This window comes from Corynebacterium pygosceleis (assembly GCF_016595275.2).
In the GTDB taxonomy this organism is placed as follows: Bacteria; Actinomycetota; Actinomycetes; order Mycobacteriales; family Mycobacteriaceae; genus Corynebacterium; species Corynebacterium pygosceleis.
Window position 1 is genome coordinate 96366 of sequence record NZ_JAENIQ020000002.1, and the last position, 19225, is coordinate 115590.

12 protein-coding genes are annotated in these 19225 nt (G+C 66.0%); 3 read left to right on the plus strand and 9 right to left on the minus strand.

The genetic code is table 11. The features are described from left to right. Positions 1-4: 4 nt before the first annotated feature. Positions 5-196, minus strand: a complete 192-nt coding sequence (locus tag JIM94_RS03760; RefSeq protein ID WP_200254875.1) for a ubiquitin-like protein Pup — start codon at positions 194-196, stop codon at positions 5-7. A 514-nt stretch (positions 197-710) separates the two neighbouring features. On the opposite strand from JIM94_RS03760, the gene JIM94_RS03765 reads away from it, so the two are divergent. Together JIM94_RS03765 and JIM94_RS03770 are read left to right on the plus strand one after the other, a co-directional pair. Continuing rightward, on the plus strand, positions 711-4625 hold the full coding sequence (locus JIM94_RS03765) for a Rib/alpha-like domain-containing protein (RefSeq protein ID WP_200254877.1): 3915 nt from the start codon (positions 711-713) through the stop codon (positions 4623-4625). A gap of 485 nt (positions 4626-5110) precedes the next feature. Next, positions 5111-7522 (plus strand): HtaA domain-containing protein, encoded by a 2412-nt coding sequence (locus tag JIM94_RS03770; protein ID WP_200254879.1) that lies wholly within the window; start codon positions 5111-5113, stop codon positions 7520-7522. 59 nt (positions 7523-7581) lie between these two features. Here the strand turns inward: JIM94_RS03770 and dop are convergent, their stop codons facing one another. The 6 genes from dop to JIM94_RS03800 form a co-directional block, all read right to left on the minus strand. Next, positions 7582-9129 (minus strand): depupylase/deamidase Dop, encoded by a 1548-nt coding sequence (gene dop, locus JIM94_RS03775; RefSeq protein ID WP_200254881.1) that lies wholly within the window; start codon positions 9127-9129, stop codon positions 7582-7584. A 41-nt stretch (positions 9130-9170) separates the two neighbouring features. Then, positions 9171-10793, minus strand: a complete 1623-nt coding sequence (gene arc, locus JIM94_RS03780; RefSeq protein WP_200254883.1) for a proteasome ATPase — start codon at positions 10791-10793, stop codon at positions 9171-9173. An 83-nt stretch (positions 10794-10876) separates the two neighbouring features. Further along, positions 10877-11713, minus strand: a complete 837-nt coding sequence (locus JIM94_RS03785) for a tRNA (adenine-N1)-methyltransferase (protein WP_200254885.1) — start codon at positions 11711-11713, stop codon at positions 10877-10879. Positions 11714-11753: 40 nt separating this feature from the next. Beyond that, positions 11754-13016, minus strand: a complete 1263-nt coding sequence (locus JIM94_RS03790; RefSeq protein WP_200254887.1) for a M18 family aminopeptidase — start codon at positions 13014-13016, stop codon at positions 11754-11756. A gap of 15 nt (positions 13017-13031) precedes the next feature. Continuing rightward, a complete protein-coding gene (locus JIM94_RS03795) occupies positions 13032-13802 on the minus strand; it encodes a YyaL domain-containing protein (RefSeq protein ID WP_200254889.1) in 771 nt (256 codons plus the stop codon). Then, a complete protein-coding gene (locus tag JIM94_RS03800) occupies positions 13784-15025 on the minus strand; it encodes a thioredoxin domain-containing protein (protein ID WP_200254891.1) in 1242 nt (413 codons plus the stop codon). The genes JIM94_RS03795 and JIM94_RS03800 overlap by 19 nt, the downstream gene beginning before the upstream one ends. A 120-nt stretch (positions 15026-15145) precedes the next feature. Between JIM94_RS03800 and JIM94_RS03805 the strand changes: the two genes are divergently transcribed. Beyond that, positions 15146-16006, plus strand: a complete 861-nt coding sequence (locus JIM94_RS03805) for a RecB family exonuclease (protein ID WP_200254893.1) — start codon at positions 15146-15148, stop codon at positions 16004-16006. Positions 16007-16171: 165 nt separating this feature from the next. Here the strand turns inward: JIM94_RS03805 and JIM94_RS03810 are convergent, their stop codons facing one another. Then, positions 16172-17482 carry an anaerobic C4-dicarboxylate transporter gene (locus tag JIM94_RS03810; protein ID WP_418904441.1) on the minus strand — a complete coding sequence of 437 codons (1311 nt, stop codon included), beginning with the start codon at positions 17480-17482 and terminating at the stop codon, positions 16172-16174. Positions 17483-17653: 171 nt separating this feature from the next. After that, positions 17654-19222 (minus strand): aspartate ammonia-lyase, encoded by a 1569-nt coding sequence (aspA, locus tag JIM94_RS03815; protein WP_418904442.1) that lies wholly within the window; start codon positions 19220-19222, stop codon positions 17654-17656. Between the last annotated feature and the right edge of the window lie 3 nt (positions 19223-19225).

A 19225-nucleotide genomic window follows, 5' to 3' on the forward strand; every position in this document is an offset into this window, starting at 1 on the left:
GTGGCTACTGCCCGCCCTTCTGCACGTACGAGCGGACGAACTCCTCCGCGTTCGACTCGAGGAGCCCGTCGATCTCGTCCAGGAGATCGTCGGTTCCGTGGGTGTCGATCAGGGACTGTCCCACGCCCTGGTCCACCGTGTCGTCGTCACCGTGGTCGCGACCGCCACCGGCGTGAATCGTCGGGTTGCTTCCCATGTGTCTCTTCCCTTCCTTGGAGATTCCCCGGGGATGTGCGGGACACCGGCCTCTCGACGTGTCCGGGCCGGGGTGGCCCGACCGCCCCGCGGTTCCGTTCAACCCAACTGTAGCGGCCGGTGACGGTGACCGTTCCGGAGACACGCTACCCGGAGCGGGACGAGAAGTGACCGCAGCCGGCGGATGCCCGACACCCCGGTGAAAGCTGAATGAAACCTGTGTTGAAGATGGGTTTAGACCTTCATCTAATGCTGAGCTGCTTAGCCTAATCTATGTTAGATTGAGTGCTGGTAAGTGCCACCTAACCCGCCGTGGTTGGTTGGAGACCTTGTCGGTGTCAATTCCGACGAAAGAAATGTGCAGGTAAACAACCCTGTCGGCCGCAAGTGCAAGTACGTCGGTCGATGTCGGGGTTGGTTGCGGGTAAATCCCCACGGGGTGCACCGAACTTCATCCTCCACAAATACGTGAAGCAAACATAAGGAAAATCTGAATGGCTCAATCAAGTCGCCGCATGTCCCGAGCAGGAGTCGCAGCGATCGCCTGCCTCTCCCTCACCCTCTCCCCCCTCAGTCCGGTCGGCGTCGCGCTCGCCGACGCCACCTACACCAAGGGTGTGGAAGCCACCGACGGTGCCGAGCAGGTCTACGCCGCTGACACGGACGCCCTCCACTGGGGCGTCAACGAGATGTTCCGCGGTAAGGCGACCTCCTTCGAGGCCGCCGACGGTGCCCGCTACGACGTCGAAGCGAAGCAGTTCGTCTTCCCCTACGTCTCCAAGGATGACGGGGCGAAGACCGTCAGCTACACCGGATCCGTCACGATCCTCGGCGAGTGCGAGGACGCCACGGATCCCTCGCGCGGCACCTGCAAGGTCGACGTGACCCTCACCGACCCGGTCGTCACCGTTGACGCCGACGGCACGAGCTCCGTCTCCGCCACCGTCCACTCCACCAGGGACGGCGCCGAGTGGTTCGGTCCCGAGACCGTCGAACTCGCCACCCTCGACTTCTCCGGTGCCAGGTTCAACAACAGCGACACCGACACCACCTGGGTCGACGTCGCCGCCACCGCCACCGACGCCGCGGCCGACAACGCCTTCCTCGGCACCGGCGCACTGGAGAACGTCGAGTTCACCTATCCCGGAAAAACCGAGGAGAAGCAGAGCACCGAGCTCAAGCTCGAGAAGTACTCCACCGCGGAGACCGATCTGAAAATCGACGACCCCATGAGCATGATCCAGTTCGATGACGGATCCGTGCTCCAGGTCACCGACCACTACGGCACCGCGAACGGTGCACTGTTCAATCCGGAACATTCGGAAGTCGTCGCCGTGAACGGACTCGGTGTCCACATCGTGGCCGACACCGCCACCAGGACCCTGTACTGGGTCGACGAGAACAACGCCGTTCAGTCAGGTGTTCTCGGTGCTGACGGAACCATCACCGCCATGACCAAGGTCGCCGATCTCGGGGACACCGGTCACGTGACCGGATTCGCCCGGCAGGCGGACGGCACTCTGGGCGCCGTCCTCATACCGACGTACCAGTCGGAACCCACCTACGCACGCATCGTCGAGGTCACTCCGGCCGGGGAAAAGACGGTCACGGAGCTCCCCTCCGCAAAGACCCTCCACCCCGAGATCGACGACTCAACCGGCTACTACACGGATGAAGCCTACGGTCTGTCATTCGGAGTCCACGACGGGCTCGCGGCGCTGCCCGACGGTACCTGGGTGTTCAACTACGATTACGAGATCTCGGGAAAGGGTGCCACCCCGATCCACATCACCCCGAAAGAGGACGTGAAGGCCTCTCTGTTCACCGGTGCCGAGAGCCTCTTCTCCGAGTACCAGGTTGTCAGGGGCGTCTACACCAACGGCGACATCGTCGCGTTCTACAACGGCCGTAGGGAGTCCGACGAGAAGAAGCACACGGTCGTCGGCTTCTACCGTTACGCCGACGGTGAACTGACCCCGATCTACACCAACACCGCCGCCGCAGACTTCGAGGTCGTCTCCGGTGTGGCCGCCGATGCCGATTCCCTCTATGTTCTGAGCTCCGCGAACAAGACTCTGAACCGCCTGAGCATCGCTGACGGAACCGTCCAGGACAGTGTCGTCCTCGACGAGTCCACCGAGCTCTACAAGTACGGCAGCAGCAACTTCAACAACCTCATCTCAGCGGGCAACAAGCTGATCGTCACGGTCCCCAAGGACGGCGACGGATGGGGCGACAACCACACCAGACTCGCGACCGTCACCCCGGCGATGTCCGGGATGACGGCTGATCCGAGCGTCGAGCGCGTCACCGTCGGTGACTACGACGACGAGACCAGCTACGAGCCCATGGCCGACGCCACGGCCGTCGAAGCCACCGTCGGTACCGCCGCTGTCGCGCCTGCACCGACCTTCGACATGGTCGCCACCGACGCCACCGAGACCGATGCCGCACCATCGGGAGCAACCTTCTCGATCCCGGAGGCTGTCGAGGGGGCGACCGTCGGCGATGACGGCGCCGTGACGCTCACCGCCGTCGACGCCCAGGCCGGCACCGATGTTCCGGTCACCGTCCTGGTCACCTACGCCGACCAGACCACCGACGAATACACCGTCACGTTCAAGGTCACCGCCGCGGCAGATCCCACCGCCGACACCGGCAAGGTGTTCTACGGCAGGGACGCCCTCACCGTCACCGCCGGTGAAACCGGAACCGCCACACCGACCTTCGTCACCGATGACGGAAACAAGGACGTCCCCACCGCCACCTTCGTCTTCGAGGGTGATGTTCCGGCGGGGGCGACGATCAACGAGAACACCGGCGTCGTCACCTACGCCCCGACCGAGGCGACCGATGAGGTCGAGAACGTCAAGATCCGCGTCACCTTCGAGGACACGAGCACCCAGCTCACCGGTGTCTCGCTCAAGGCGGAAGCGGCCACCCCGACCTACACCGAGCAGGTCTGGTACCCGGATTCCGTCACGGTCGCCCCCGGCGAGACGGCGACGAGCACGCCGAAGCTCGGCGGAATCGAGGCCGGTTCCGAGAAGAAGGACATCCCCGCGGACTTCAGCTTCGAACTCATCGAGGACATCGCCGGGGTCAGCATCGACGCCACCACGGGAACCATCACCTACGTGGCTCCCGCCGACGCCGCCGAGCAGACCATCTACCCGCGGGTGAAGGTCACCTTCCCCAGTGGCAAGACCCAGCAGACCGCCCCGGTCATCACCGTCAAGAAGGACGAGCCCGCCCAGAGCGACATCTACGTCTACTACGGCGGGACCGTGACCGTGGATCCCGGTCAGGAGGCGGTGGCGACCCCAGAAGCCGCTATCCCCACCCCCACCTACACCGTCGTCGACATGCCCGCTGGCACGACCTTCAAATTCGTCGACAACGACGACGAGGCACGTCCGGCAGGCATGACCCTGGACGAGAACACCGGCGTCGTCACCTTCACCCCCACCGAGGACCAGGCAGGACAGAGCTACTTCTTCTACGTCCAGGCCACCTACGGTGACGGAACCACCGCCCCCCGGCCCGCCGTCGGCCTGATCAAGGTCAACGAGGCAGCCACCCCGGATCCGGACGACAGCTCCATGTACAACCTGTTCTACCCGAACACGGATGTCACCGCCGGTGAGAGTGCCACCTCCGCGCCCTTCGCCGACATGGCCGGCACCGACGACATCGAGAACGGCGACATCCCGGCCGGGACGGTCTTCGAGCTCCCCTCCGCGGGCAACCCCGAGGGTGCCGTGATCGATTCCGGGACCGGTGTCATCACCTACACGCCGTCCGCCGACATGGAGACCGAGAACGTCGCGTTCTCCGTCAACGCAACTTACGCTGACGGCTCAACCGACACCGCGATCGCGGTGTTCGTCGTCTCCGCCGCCGCACAGGAGATCGACGACAACGCGAAGTACACCCCGGTGTACGCCAACGGTGAGGTCAAGGCCGGTGGATCCGCTGCGGTCACACCGACCTTCGACATGTCCGACACCGACACCGTCGAAACCGGCACCGCACCGGACGGCACGACCTTCGCGTTCGCCGGAACCCCGGATGACGGTTTCTCCATCGATTCCGTCACCGGTGAGGTCACCTACGAAGCAGCCGAAGACGCGGAGGACGCGACCGTCCAGGCCATGGTCACCGTGACCTACGCGGATGGAACCGGGGATGACGCCACCGTCACCTTCGCCGTGAAGGGTGCCGAGGACAAGACCCCGGCCCCGGGATCCTCGTCGATCGTCGACACATTCACCGGCAGTGCCGCCGGAGGATCGGCCGCGACCGGAATCATGGGTCTGCTTTCGGTCGGTGCCCTGTTCGGTGTCATCGCCGCGATCGTGCACTTCCTGAAGACGCAGATGCCCGGTGGTTTCCACCTCCCGCCCTTCCCCGGCCTGCCCCGGAACTAGAAGTGGCATTCCGGCCCACAGAGTGGCCGGACGCTGATTGAACGGAACCGGCCCCGCCCCCCACTCACCAGTGGAGGCGCGGGGCCGGTTTTTCGCGTATCAACATCGCACTCAGATCGGACGGACAAGGCGTGACACGGGGCGGGTGCCCCCGCACCGCGGAAAGTTGTGGGGCTGTCGGACGAACGCACCGGTCAGGCCGAACCCTGATGGAAAATGAACCGGGAAAATCAATCCTTCGGTGGAGGGATACCTCCGTACTCTGACGCGATCGTCACGACGGTGGATTCCGACGATATTCGACGAAGTAGGTTCCTGGCGTCATCTGACGCTTCAACAGTCTTTAGTCAGCTGCAAAAATGATGGTGAGGTCTGGCTAACCTCTGTTACTGTTACCTGCATTCACCGGTGCAGGCACCCCGCACAGGCGGGGACCATGAACACCGGTGTTCACTTTCGAACATCAGATCCTTAAGGACATATCAGTGCCCAGAACCTCTTCCCGCCGAATCTCCCGAATCGGTCTCGCCGCCGTCACCGCGCTCACCCTGAGCCTCGGTGTCTCGGCCCCCGCCTTCGCCGGTGTCAGTGACACCATCGGCATCACCCCCAGGGACGGAGTCGCCCAGGAAGTCGCTGACTCGACCTCGGCTCTCGCCTGGGAGATCCGCGACTCCTTCAACAGTTACACCGGTGGGGCGACACACGTCCTCGACGGTGCGAAGCTCGTCGACGGTACCTTCCTGTGGCCCTACGAATCCACCGAGACCGACGCCGACGGCAACACCGTCGTGCAGTACAGCGGCACCGTCAACTACATGAAGTACTGCGAGGGAGATGAGCCGGTCCGTGGCGGTTGCCAGCTGGACCTGACCGTCGCCGACCCGAAGATCGTGTTCAACGCCGCGGAGGGTACCGGGACGCTCTACGCGACGGTCAACTCACGTGTCTACCTGACCGGCGCATGGTTGGGTGTCGAGGAGGTTCCGTTCGCGACCCTCGACTTCAAGGCCGGGCGCTACAACAACCAGGCTGACACCACCACCTGGACGAGCGTGGCGGGATCCCTGCTCCCGAAGGGGCAGGAGGCGTTCTCCAACTTCTACACCGGAAATCCCTACATCAGTTCCCTTTCCTTCTCCTACCCCGGGAAAACCGAGCTGAACTCCTCGGACGCTGAAGGCTACTCCCTCGCGGAGAGCATCCAGCTCCCGGTCAAGGCGGGTGGCTCCGAGCGTCTCTACGGTCTGTCCGACGGGTCGGTCCTGTACGTGACCAACTCCTACGGTGCGGGCAAGGGCGTCGTCGTCTCCCACGATCTCGGGACAGTCTCCGAGTCCTTCGATTTCGTGACCAACGGCGCCACCGACACCGCCTTCGACACCGCCACCGACACGCTCTACTGGGTGGAACCGAAGCAGGAACCGGCGATGGGTGTCATCCACAGCGCGCACGTGACCGCCTCCGGGATCGGCGCCGCCACAGAGGTCGCCACCGTTGAGGGCACCGTCACGGGATTCTCCCGGAATCCCTCCGACGGGACGCTCGGTGTCCTGCACCTGCTGCCCAAGGCCGAGGACTCGGTCGACGATTATCCCGCCCGTTTCACGACGATCGCCGCCGACGGAGGCACGAGCACCGTGGAACTCCCCGAGGCCACCGAACTGTACCCCGACGTGGACGCCGAGGAGCACTACAACGAGGTGTACGGCTCCCCCTACGTGTTCAGCTCCACCTCGGGTCTCCGCGCACTCAACGACGGAACCTACATCTACGTCTACGACCACGGCGTACCCCGCACCGACGGAACCACCCCGGGTGCGCTGCCCGTTCACATCAACCCCGCAGCCGCCGGTGTGAAGGCCACGTTGGTCGAGGCCTTCGCCCCCGCAGTCGAGGACCACAGCCACAGCTTCCGTGGCGTCGCCACCGACGGTACGCACATCGGGATCTACAACGACTACAGCAACTCCAACGTCGCGTTCCTTAAGTACGAGAACGGCACGTTCACCATGCCGTACCATGCCGCGCAGCCGGAAAAGCTCGTCTCCATCGCGGGCATGACCTTCAACTCGCAGGGCCAGGCGCTGGTCTCGTCCGCGAACAACCACTTCATGGTCGTCGACCCGTCCACGGGCGCCGTCCTCCAGGACGCGTCACTCTCCGGCAACATGAAGGGGACCGAGAAGAACCAGCCGCTCGCCACCATTCTGGTCGGTGACGACGTGTTCATCGTCGACCGTCGTGAGATCAACTACACCGACTACGCGGGCATCCAGCGGCTCGAGCTCCCCGGGGCTGAAGGCCAGTACAATCCCGCGATCGATGCGGTGACGATGGGCCACACCCCGGACAAGACGGATTCGAAGACCACCGCGGATTCCGTGGACGCCTACCTCGAGGAGAACACCCTCGAGGTGACCGCCGGCGAGTCCGTCACCTCCGGCAAGGTCGTCTTCGATGAGACGACGACCACCGACAAGGAAGCTGCGGCGGCACCTGAGGGCACCGTGTTCAGCCTCGTCGCGGACGTCGACGGCGCATCGGTCGACGAGAAGACCGGCGGTGTCACCTACGTCGCTGCCGAGGATGCACCGACCGCCGAGGTCACCGTTTCGGTGAAGGCCATGTTCAAGGACGGCAGCGAGGACATCGTCGAGCTGAAGGTGAAGGTCACTGAGGCCGCACCGACGCCGACCTCGACCTCCACTCCGACCCCGACGTCCACGCCGACGCCGACCTCGACCCCGGCACCGGGTAGCAGCGGCAAGGACATCTTCTCCGGTCTCTCCGGAGGGAAGAACACCAGCCTGCTGGCCATCCTGTCCGTCGGTGGCGTCCTCGCGCTCATCGCCGGTCTGATCCACTTCATCAACACCACCCTGCTCCACCGCTAGTCCGGGAACATGAAGACCCCGCCGGGACAACGTCCCGGCGGGGTCTTCCCGTGTCCGCCTCAGCGACCGGGACCACCGATCAGATCGACTGTCGCGAGTCCGCGGTCATCGACGAGCCGGAGAAGTTCCGCGGCGTCGGAGGCCCGGTCAAAGAGATCGCCGCACCTTTCACGGGTCAGACAATCGAGCTCGGGCATTCTCAACCTGTGGTGTCCGGTCACCCGATCACCGGACACCACCACCGTGTCCCAGCTCGCCGCGAGGACCTGGTCCGGCCAACGCCGCATGATCTCCCCACGGAAGAAGGCACGGGTGTCGGTGGGGGGTGTGAGCGCCGCCGTGTCAATCACCGTCGGATCGACGAAGGTCCGCATGCTGCCCCTCCGGACCAGTGCATGATGGAGACCGCGATCCGGATCGATGTCCGCGTACTGGAGGTCGACCAGTGCGATCTTGGGATGACCGATGTCGAGTCCCCGGTCCGTGAAGCGGCGGATGAGGGACCACTTGGCGGTCCAGTCGAGTCGGTCAGCGGTGCGTAGCGGATCGACGTCGAGATCGTCGAGAAGCTCCTCCGCCGTCCTCAGCACCAGCTCATCCGTGTCGCTGACGGCACTGCACCGGGAGAGGTATTCCCGCAGAATCGCGGTGGCCCGCAGTTCACGTCCGTCCGCCAACCGCAGGGAACTCCGGCAGTCGAGATCCCTGGACACCTGTTTCACCGCGGCCACGGGGTCGGCGAGTCCGAGATCCGAGAACTCCTCCCCCGCCTCGATCGCGTCGAGAACCAGGGAGGTCAGACCGAACTTGAGCAGGTTCGACGTCTGGGACATGTTGGCGTCACCGATGATGACGTGCAGACGGCCCCAGCGGTCGGCGTCGGCGTGCGGTTCATCCCGGGTGTTCACGATTCCCCTGTTCAGGGTCGTCTCCAGGGACACCGGCTGTTCGATGTAGTCGGCCCGCTGGCTGATCTGGAACCCCGGTGACTCACCCCGTTCCCCCAGCCCGACGCGTCCGGCACCGATCAGCACCTGTCGGGTGACGAAGAACGGGATGATGGCCCGGGTCAGGACATCGAAATCGGTGGAGCGGCTCCAGCGGTAGTTCTCGTGGCTGCCGTAGCTCGCACCCTTGCCGTCGACGTTGTTCTTGTACACCTTGAGCGCCGGACAGGGCGGCTGGCCCTCGATCACGCTCTCACCCCGGTCCGTGTACTGGTGAACCGCATCGACCGCCCTATTCATCACGAGGTCACCCGCGGCGTCGTAGATCACCGCCTGCATGGCGTCCGTCGTCTCCGGCGCGGAGTACTCGGGGTGCGCGTGATCGACGTAGAACCGGGCTCCGGAGGACGTGATCACGTTGGCGACACCGACGGTGTTGGGGTCGATGACCGGTGCGGTGCGGAACCTCCGGAGATCGAAACCCCGGGCGTCCCGGAGGGGCGACTCCTCGCCGAAGTTCCACCGGGTGCGCCGGAGGGATGCTCCGGTGGCGACGGCGTAGGCGAGCACGGCGTGGGTTGAGGTGATGATCGGGCTCGCCGTCGGGTCAGCCGGTGTCGCGATACCGTATTCGGTCTCTGAACCGATGAAACGGGGCATGGGGGCTTCTTTCTGGCGGTGTGTACCGACCTGGTCGTGTGTCAGACGGCGGTGTCGAGCACCCGGACACCGGTGACCCGGGCGCCGGGGCGTCCGGTGATCCGGGACCAGGCGTCCGGGTTGGAGGTGTTCGGGAGATCCTCGTTCTCCGCGTTCTCGGCGTCGATGGCCCGGGCCAGGTGTTCGTCGGTGATCCCGTCGGTCCGGCCCGCGAGGTGGTCCTTGATGGCCTCCTTCTTCGCCCGGTCGACGATGTTCGCGATCATCGCCCCGGAGACGAAGTCGTGGTAGTGGAACACCTGGGTGCCACCGTCGAGGTAGGTCAGTTCCACGAACGGGCGTGGCCGGAACAGGTACTCCGCCGCATTGTCGATCAGTGTCGCGGGATCTCCGGCGACGGGCACGTTGTCGTGCAGAAGACGGTGGAAGATCTCCCGTGCACCGGTCCGGTCGGGGCGCTGCACGCGGATCTTGACGTCGAGGCGACCCGGACGGAGGATCGCCGGGTCGATGAGTTCCTCACGGTTCGTCGCCCCGATGACGATGACGTTGGACAGGCTCTCGACGCCGTCGAGTTCGGCCAACAGCTGCGGGACGACGGTGGTCTCCATGTCGGAGGACACCCCCGTGCCCCGGGTCCGGAAGATCGACTCCATCTCGTCGAAGAAGACGATGACGGGCCGCCCCTCACCCGCGAGTTCCCGGGCACGTTCGAAGATGAGCCGGATCTGCCGCTCCGATTCGCCGACGTACTTGTTCAGCAGCTCGGGGCCCTTGACGTTGATGAAGTAGGAGCGGGAGCCGTCCCCGATCCGTTCCGACAGTGAGTTGGCGACGGCCTTGGCGATCAGCGTTTTACCGCAGCCGGGAGGACCGTAGAGCAGGACACCCTTCGGTGCCCGGAGATTGTAGGTGCGGTACAGCTCCGGGTGGGTGAAGGGCAGCTCCACGGCGTCCCGGATCCGCGTGATCTGGTCGTCCAGTCCCCCGATGTCCGCCCAGGTGACGTCCGGGACCTCTTCGAGCGCGAGTTTCGCGACCTCGGTTTTCGGGATGATCTCGAAGGCGTAGCCCGCACGGGTGTCCACGAGGAGGGTGTCCCCGGGGCGGGGCGGTTTCCCGCCCGTGAGCAGAGGGCCGGCGAGTCGGACGAGACGTTCTTCCCCGGTGGTGTCCACGACGAGTGCACGATGGTCCTCCAGAACCTCGGTGACACCGGCCATCTCGCCGGAGTCGTCGAAGCCGCACACCTCGACGACCTGGGCTCCCTCACCGAGACGGACCCGGGCACCGGGGACTAGCTCGGAGCGCTCGATCAGGGGGCTCACGGCCAGCCGCATGCGCCTGTTGGAGGTGAACACCTCGGCGCAGGTCTCCTCCAGCCCGGGAGTCGGTTCGAGGTAGGTCCCGTAGGTCGACGGTGGGGCGGCCAGCTGTTCGAGCTGTTCGTTCAGCGTCGCGAGTTTCCGCCGGGAGGCGGTGAGAAGCTCCACCAGTTTCGTGTTGCGGGTGGCCAGCTCACGGTTGTCCCGACGGGCACGCCGGAGTTCCGCCGCCGTGTCCCCGGATCTTGTGGCGGTGACCTCGGGTGCGGGAATGGGCCCGGGTCCGGTGGCGGGCGGCGCGTGGCGGTCCGGTTCGGGGGTGTTGGCGGAGGCACTCATGGAACTCCAATCTAGCCCACCGTGGCGGGGCGGGTCCGAGGTGAGGCTCGTGCGACCCGGCGCGCGGGCAGCAGCGGGCTCTGTTATTTCCGGGCGCGACGCTGCGGACGGGGTGCGACCGTACCGTCCGCGAGGCGTCGTGCCCAGACGAGGAAGGCGGTGTGTGCGTTCATCCGGTGTTCCGGTCGTGTGGCGAGCCCCTCGACCTTCCATTCGCGGACGAGGGACTCCCAGGCACGGGGTTCCGTGAAGCACCCCTGTTTACGTATCCCCTCCATGACCTTCATCAGCTGCGGGACGGTGGCGACGTAGGTCATGAACACGCCGCCGGGGAGCAGGAGCCCACGGACCGCGTCGAGGCACTCCCACGGCTCGAGCATGTCGAGGATGATGCGGTCGACCGGTCCCCCGATATCGTCCACCGTGACCTCCCTGAGGTCACCCAGACGGGGGGACCACGTCGGGGGCCGCCCGCCGAAGAACTCGTCGACGTTCGACTCGGCGTAGTCGAGGTGGTCCTGCCGGATCTCGTAGGAGATGAGTTCGCCGGACTCACCGATCGCCCGCAGCAGGGTCATCGACAGGGCGCCTGAACCGGCACCGGCCTCCAGCACCCGGGCCCCGGGGAAGATGTCACCCTCTATGAGGATCTGCGCGGAGTCCTTCGGGTAGATGACGGCCGCACCCCGGGGCATCGACAGAACGTGGTCGACCATGAGATGGCGGAAACAGAGGTAGAGCCCGCCCTGGGAGGATTCCACCACCGTCCCCTCGTGCCGTCCGATGATGTCGTCGTGCGCGATGCCCCCCTTGTGCGTGAAGAAGCTCTCCCCTTCCCTGAGCACGATCGTGAAATGGCGACGCTTCGCGTCGGTGAGCTGGACGCGGTCGCCAGCCTGGAAAGGTCCGGAATAGGCCATGGATGTCTCTCGTTCTTCCGTGTCTGTGGTTGATCCGCTGTCAGGCGCCGGCGTAGTAGGCGCCGAGGATCCGGGTGAAGGTGTCGATGTCTCGGACGGCCGCCATCTCCCTGGCGGAGTGCATCGAGAGGATGGGCACACCGACGTCGAGTGTGGTGATGCCCAGGCGCGTGGCGGTGATGGGCCCGATGGTCGTTCCACAGGGTACGTGGTTGGCGGAGACGAACACCTGGTTGGGTGCCCCGGCCGCGGAACATGCCCGGTGCCACAGGACAGCGGACTCGGCGTCGGTCGCGTACCGCTGCTTCGCGTTCACCTTGAGCGCCGGGCCGAGGCCCGCGAGCGGGCCGTTGACGGGATCGTGGCGTTCGGCGAAGTTCGGGTGCACGGAGTGTGCGGCGTCGGCGGAGATGCACGAGGAACGCGCGTACATCCTCGTCCTGGCGTCGATTCCGGTGGCACCGAGTGCGTCGGCGGTACGCTCGAGGACGTTGTGCAGGATGGGTCCGGCCGCGCCGGTCACCGCGCCGGAACCGACCTCCTCGTAGTCGAACGCCGCCAGGACGAGGACATCCGCCTGTCCGTCGGCTCCGCCGTTCCGGACGGCCGTGGTCAGTGCGTCGGTCGCGGGCCAGACACTCGACAGGTTGTCCAGACGCGGTGCGGACAGGAGATCCCGTTCGGCACCGAACAACTCCGGGGCCTGCGTGTCGCAGGTGACCAGATCATGGGCGATGATCTCACCGTCGATGTCCGCCAGCCGGGCGACGGTCTCGAGAACGGTTTCCCGGGGTTCACCGGTGCCGAGGACGGGACAGAGGTGGCGCTGCGGGTCGTACTCGAAGCCCTTGTTGACCTTCGGGTCGAGGTGGATGGCGAGGTTCGGGACACGGAGCAACGGGCCCGTGTCCACGAGGTGGCGGTTCCCGTCCGCGGTGAATACGCGCCCGGCGAGCCGGAGTTCGCGGTCGAGCAGGCTCGACAGGACCGGGCCGCCGTAGACCTCGCAGGCGGCCTGCCGCCAGCCCGCGGTTCCGGTATCCGGAACCGACTTGAGTTTCAGCCCGGGGGAATCGGTGTGCGCCCCCACGATGCGGAACCCCGAGTCGGGACCCGCCCCCTCGGGGACGTACCACGCCATGACGGCGCCGCCACGGACCATGACATGGCCTCCCGGCGAGGCGTCCCACGGATCCGCCTCATCCTGCTCGGTGAACCCTACGGCGGTGAGAGCCAGGCGGACCTGATCCGCCGCGTGGTACGAACTCGGCGAAGCGTGGATGAAATCACTGAAGCTGATCATGCCTCCATCCAACCATCACAGGGGGACGAGCCTGCCACACACCCCGTCGCGGCAGATCTGCACGTGTGGACCGTCGTCACACGGTTGGCCGTCGACCCGGATCCCGGAGACACCCGCACCGAGCACCACCGCCGCCGAATCGAGTTGCCCCCGGAGTCGACCGAGCGCCTTCCGGTTCGGCGCGCTCACCACCGCGCGGGTGAGGCCGCGTGCCGCGACTTCACCGAGACTGAGCCAGCCACCCGACTGGAGGGGACGGGTCCGCGCGACCTCCCCGTGCACGGCGAGGATCCCTCCGGCGGCCTCCTCCCACCGCTTCGCGGTGTCGGGGTCACCGGTGGCGGAGATCACGGTCGCAGCCGTGAGGAACGCCTCACCGGCAACCGCCACCCCCGAGGGGACCGCCGTGTCGAACGGATCGCGGGTCCGCAACCCGAGTACCGGAACGGCGGCACCACCGTCGAAATAGGTTCCCGGGTTGTCCGGGTCGGTGTGGGAATCCAGGATCTGTCCCAGGGAGTCCCGCACGATCCGGAGACAGGCGGTGACCGTTTCACCGTCACCGACGCAGGACCCGGACGCCGCTGCGCGTGAGGCACCGAGTGCGAGCCACGCCAGATCGGAGAGGGTCGCGGCGCCACCGCCACGGTGCCGGAGAAACGTCCCGTCCGGCGCACGGTGGACACGTCCGATCCCCAGGATCGCCTCCACGGCGGCAGCGTGGAGCTGCCGCGCTGAACCGTCGGGAAGCAGATCCGCCGTCTCGATCAGTGCTGTCGCCGCCATCGCCGTACCCGCCGTGGTCGCGGTCTCGTCGCGTCCGGGTTGCGGGTCCCGTGCGCGGGCGGCGGCGAGGCGACGTCGGACACGGAGGAACCGCGCGGTGTCCTCGGGTTCACGGTGCAGCGTGGGCACGGCCCCGCCTCCGGTGACCTCGGTGTCGTCCACACCGAGCAGGGCACAGATCCAGTCGGTGTCCCGGGCGGAATCCGGGCCGAGAGCCGCGGCGATCCGCTGTCGCGTGTACAGGTAGGTCGCTCCCTCGACCCCGTCGGTGTCCGCGTCCAGGGAGGTCGCGAACAGTCCGTCGTCACGGCGGAGATACGCGAGGAGGAACTCCGCCGTCTGGAGCGCCGCCCGGGCCGCCAACGGATCCCCCGTGGCGTGGCGTGCGCCGACAGGGCCCTGAGCAGGAGCGCGTTGTCGTCGAGCATCTTCTCGAAGTGGGGTGTCCGCCACGCCGCATCCACGGTGTAACGGGCGAACCCACCGGCGATCTGGTCGAAGATTCCACCCCGGAGCATCGCCTCGATGGTCCGGCCGACCAGCGCGTGGGTACTCCCGTCACCGGTGCGTTCCGCCCGCCGGGTCAAACCCAGGAGTGTCGCCGACGGAGGAAACTTCGGGGCTCCACCGAAACCACCGTTGCGCAGGTCCTCGGCATCGGCGAGCGCTGACACGATCCGGTCGAGGACCCCGGTGTCCGACGGGACGGGCCGTACCGGCGCAGTGTGCAGCTCCATCATCGCCCGGACCTTCGCACCCATGTCCGCGACCTCACCGCGGCGACTGCGCCACGTCTCGGCCACCGCCCGGATCAGGCGTGGCATTCCGGGGCGTCCCTGCCGGTCAGCGGGAGGAACATAGGTGTCCGCGTGGAACGGTCTCCCCTCCGGATCGGTGAAGACGGTCATCGGCCACCCACCGTGGCCGGACAACGCGATCGTCGCCTGCATGTAGAGGGCGTCAATGTCGGGGTGCTGTTCCCGGTCGACCTTCACGCACACGAGGTGCCGGTTCATCAGGTCCGCGATCTCCGGGTCGGAGAACGACTCCCTCGCCATGACATGACACCAGTGGCACGCGGCGTAGCCGATTGAAACCAGGACCGGCACGTCCCTCCTCCCGGCCTCCGCGAAGGCCTCCGGGCAGAACGGCCACCAGTCGACAGGATCACCGGCGTGCTGGAGCAGGTAGGTGCTGTCGCTGTCAGAGAGTCTGTTGACCATGACCCCATTGTGCCCGGCGGTCGAGAGGTGTGGATGCGTCCTCCGCGATTTCCGTCCATCCACACCGCACCGTCCGGGCCGGCGTGGGGATGTCCGGTCCGGGAGGTAACGTGATGAGCCATGACATCACCGGCAACGACCAGCCCGTCCACCCGGCCCCGTCCCCTCGCACTGTCACCGTCCCGCGCGGGTGACTACCAGCAGTGCCCGCTGCTCTACCGGTTGCGCGCCATCGACCGTCTCCCGGAACCGAAGACCGTCGCGCAGGTCAAGGGGACACTCGTCCACGATGTGCTCGAGCAGATGCACAAATGGGAGCCGGAACAGCGCACCTACCCGGCGGCCGTCAAACGCCTCAGACCCACCTGGGCGGCGATGTGCGCGGCGGACGACGAGCTCGACGAACTCGTTCCCGAGGCGGCCCGCCACGACTTCCTCGTCGAGTGCCGTTCCCTGCTGCGCGGGTACTTCGAGATGGAGAACCCCCGGGGTTTCACCGCGAAGGCGTGCGAGATGTACGTCGAATCGATCCTCCCCAACGGGGTTCCCGTCCGGGGTTTCATCGACCGGGTGGACGAGGCGCCGGACGGACGCATCAGGGTCGTCGACTACAAGACCGGAAAGAAACCGATCCCCCGGTTCAGCCAGCAGGCCATGTTCCAGATGCGGTTCTACGCACTGGTCTACTGGCGGCTGCACAAGGTCCTGCCCGCGCAACTCCGGCTGATGTACCTCAAGGTGACCGATTCGATGTTCCTCACCCCCTCCGTCGAGGAGCTGGAGTACTTCGAACGCGATCTCGGCGAGCTGTGGGCGAAGATCGAGGCCGACGGCCGTAGCGGGAATTTCCGCCCCAAGACCTCCAAGCTCTGCGGCTGGTGTTCCCACCAGGCACTGTGCCCCGCCTTCGGTGGTACCCCTCCCGAGTACCCGGGATGGCCCGGCAGCACCGCCGACGGCGCGGCCGTGGGCGACTTCTGATCAGCTGTCGACCAGTCCCGACCGGAACGCCCGGATCATGAGTTGGACCCGCCCCCGCGCACATGTCTTGGACATGGCGCCGATACGGTCATTCCACGTACTTGCCCGGGCGGCTGATGGAGAGGATGCATCCGTTTGGGTCCGCTGCCCGGGACCGGTACGGGGTCAGAGGATGACTGAACCGAAGAGGAATCCCAGCGCCACCGACAGTGCGATGCAGAGGGTGCCCGGGACGAGGAACGGGTGGTTGAAGACGTACTTCCCGATCCTGGTCGAGCCGGTGTCGTCCATCTCGACAGCTGCGAGCAGCGTCGGGTAGGTCGGCAGGACGAACAGCGCACTGACGGCCGCGAAGGACGCGACCGCGGTGAGCGGGGGAACGCCGATGGCGAGTGCCGCGGGCATGAGCGCCTTGGTCGTCGCGGCCTGGGAATAGAGCAGTGCGGCGGCGAAGAAGAGGACAACGGCGAGCAGCCAGGGGGTGCGGGAGAGGACGTCGCCGGAGGCCCGCTGGATGCCGTCCAGGTGGGCGTTGATCAGTGTCGTGCCCAGCCATGCGACGCCCATGACACACACGCAGGCCGACATACCCGCCCGGAACACCTGCGTGCCGGGGATCTCGTCGGCCGGTATCCGGCACAGCACGACGATCGCCGTGGCGCAGGCGAGCATGATGGACATGATCGCCTCATTCCTGGGCAGGGTGGGATCGGCGATGAGCCCCACCTGGTCGGAGATCGCGGTCGCGTAGGTGACGACCAGAATGATGGCTGCGAGGAAGAGCCAGACCGAGCGTTTCGCCGCCGCGGGAGCTTTCTTCATCGCCTTCGCTTCAGGTGTCCTGATGAGTCCCTTCTCCAGGCGCTCACGGTAGATGGGGTCCTTCTCCAGATCGACGCCGAGCCGGTTGGCGACGAACGCGGTCGGGAAGACGGCGAGGAATGTGGACGGGATCACCACCGCGAGCAGCTGCAGGTAGCCGATACCGTGGGGCTCGAGAATCGAGGCGAAGAACACCACGGCCGCCGAGATCGGTGACGCCGTGATCGCCATCTGGGAGGCCACGACGGCGACCGACAGCGGGCGCGAGGGGCGGACCCCGCCCTCTTTAGCGACTTCCGCGATGACCGGGAGTGTCGAGAAGGCGGTGTGCCCGGTGCCCGCCAGAAGCGTCATGGTGTAGGTGACGACGGGGGCGAGGTAGGTGACGTGCCTCGGGTTCTTTCGGAGCAGCTTCTCGGCGAGATCGACGAGCCAGTCCATTCCCCCGGCCCTCTGCATGGCCGCGATGGTGGCGATCACCGACATGATGATGCCGATGACGTCGAAGGGGATGTCGGCGAAGGCGACCTCGGTGCCGGTCAGCCCGAGCAGCAGTACGCCGAGACCGCCCGCCAGACCAATCCCTATTGAGCCGAGTCGTGCCCCCAGCACGATAGCGGCGATGACGATGATGACCTGCAGTGCGAGAATCACGGCCTGTGCTCCTGGTCGATTGTCGCGGTTTTGCCCGTGCTGGGCGGCTGACAATTCAATTAAACGTACCATTCGCGCAGGGGGCAAACCGGGACACACCGACCTGCGTCGGTGCATGGGAGCGCCCCCGTCGAGATGGCGGGGGCGGTCGCCGGAAAACGGCTTGGAATCTCAACGATCCAGGTGAAGCTGCCCGCGGAAGACCGGATGCATGAGGTTCTCCTTGCTCAGCACCTGATCCAGGGTCTCGGCGTCCATGAGCCCCTTCTCGAGAACGAGCTCGCGAACGGTCTTACCGGTCTCCGCAGCTTCCTTACCAATGAGATCACCATTGTGGTGGCCGATGAACGGGTTGAGGTAGGTGACGATGCCGATCGAATTGTCCACGTATGCCCGACAGACGTCCTCGTTCGCGGTGATTCCCTCCACACACTTGGTGCGGAGCGTCTCGACGGCGTTCCGGAGGATCCGGATCGACTGGAACAGTGACTCCCCGATCACCGGCTCCATGACGTTGAGCTGGAGCTGCCCGGCCTCGGCGGCCATGGTGACGGTGATGTCGTTGCCGAACACCTTGAAACAGACCTGGTTGCAGACCTCCGGGATGACCGGATTGACCTTGGCGGGCATGATCGACGAACCGGCCTGCCGGGCGGGCAGGTTGATCTCGTTCAATCCGGCCCTCGGCCCGGAGGACAACAGGCGCAGGTCGTTGCAGATCTTCGACAGCTTCATGGCGGCCCGTTTCACCGCACCGTGCGCGTGGACGTAGGCGCCGCAGTCGCTCGTGGCCTCGATGAGATCCTTCGCGGACTTCATCTCCAGGCCCGTGACCTCGGAGAGTGACGCCGTCACCTGGTGACGGTATCCGGCGGGGGTGTTGACCCCCGTGCCGATCGCCGTCGCACCGAGGTTGATCTCCAGGAGCCGTTCAGAGGCGTCACGCAGGACGACCCTCTCCTCCGAGAGGTTGTGGGCGAAAGCGGCGAATTCCTCGCCGAGGGTCATCGGTACGGCATCCTGGAGCTGGGTCCGCCCCATCTTCAGGATGTCCATGAACTCGTGCCCCTTCGCCGCGAACGCCCCCTGGAGCGCGTCGAGCTCCTCGATCAGGTCATTCAGGGCGTAGTGGACCCCGAGGCGGAATCCGGTCGGGTACGCGTCGTTCGTGGACTGGCTCATGTTGACGTCATCATTCGGGTTGATGATGTCGTAGGAGCCCTTCGGCTCCCCCAGGTACTCCAGCGCGAGGTTCGCGATGACCTCGTTGGTGTTCATGTTCAGACTCGTCCCGGCACCGCCCTGGAACACATCGAGCGGGAACTGGTCCATGCACCGGCCCTCGACGAGGATCTGGTCGCAGGCCCAGACGATCGCCTCACACTTGTCCGCCGGCAACGTGTGCAGCCGTCTGTTCGCGAGTGCGCACGCCTTCTTCACCTGCACCATGCCCCGGATGAACTCGGGCACCTCGTTGATGGTGATCCTGGATATGCGGAAGTTGTCCATGGCACGGAGGGTGTGGACACCGTAGTAGGCGTCGTCCGGCACCTCCATCGCACCGAGCAGATCCACCTCGGTGCGGGTCCCCGTGGTACCGGAGCCGTCCGTTCCCTTCACCGGACGGGTGTGTGTCCCGTCCACCGACCCCGCGTTCTCCACGGAGACGTCGGCGCCGTCGCCGTCCCTGTTCACCGCTTTCGGTGTCCCGGACTTGCGTTTCGATGACTTCGCCATCATCGT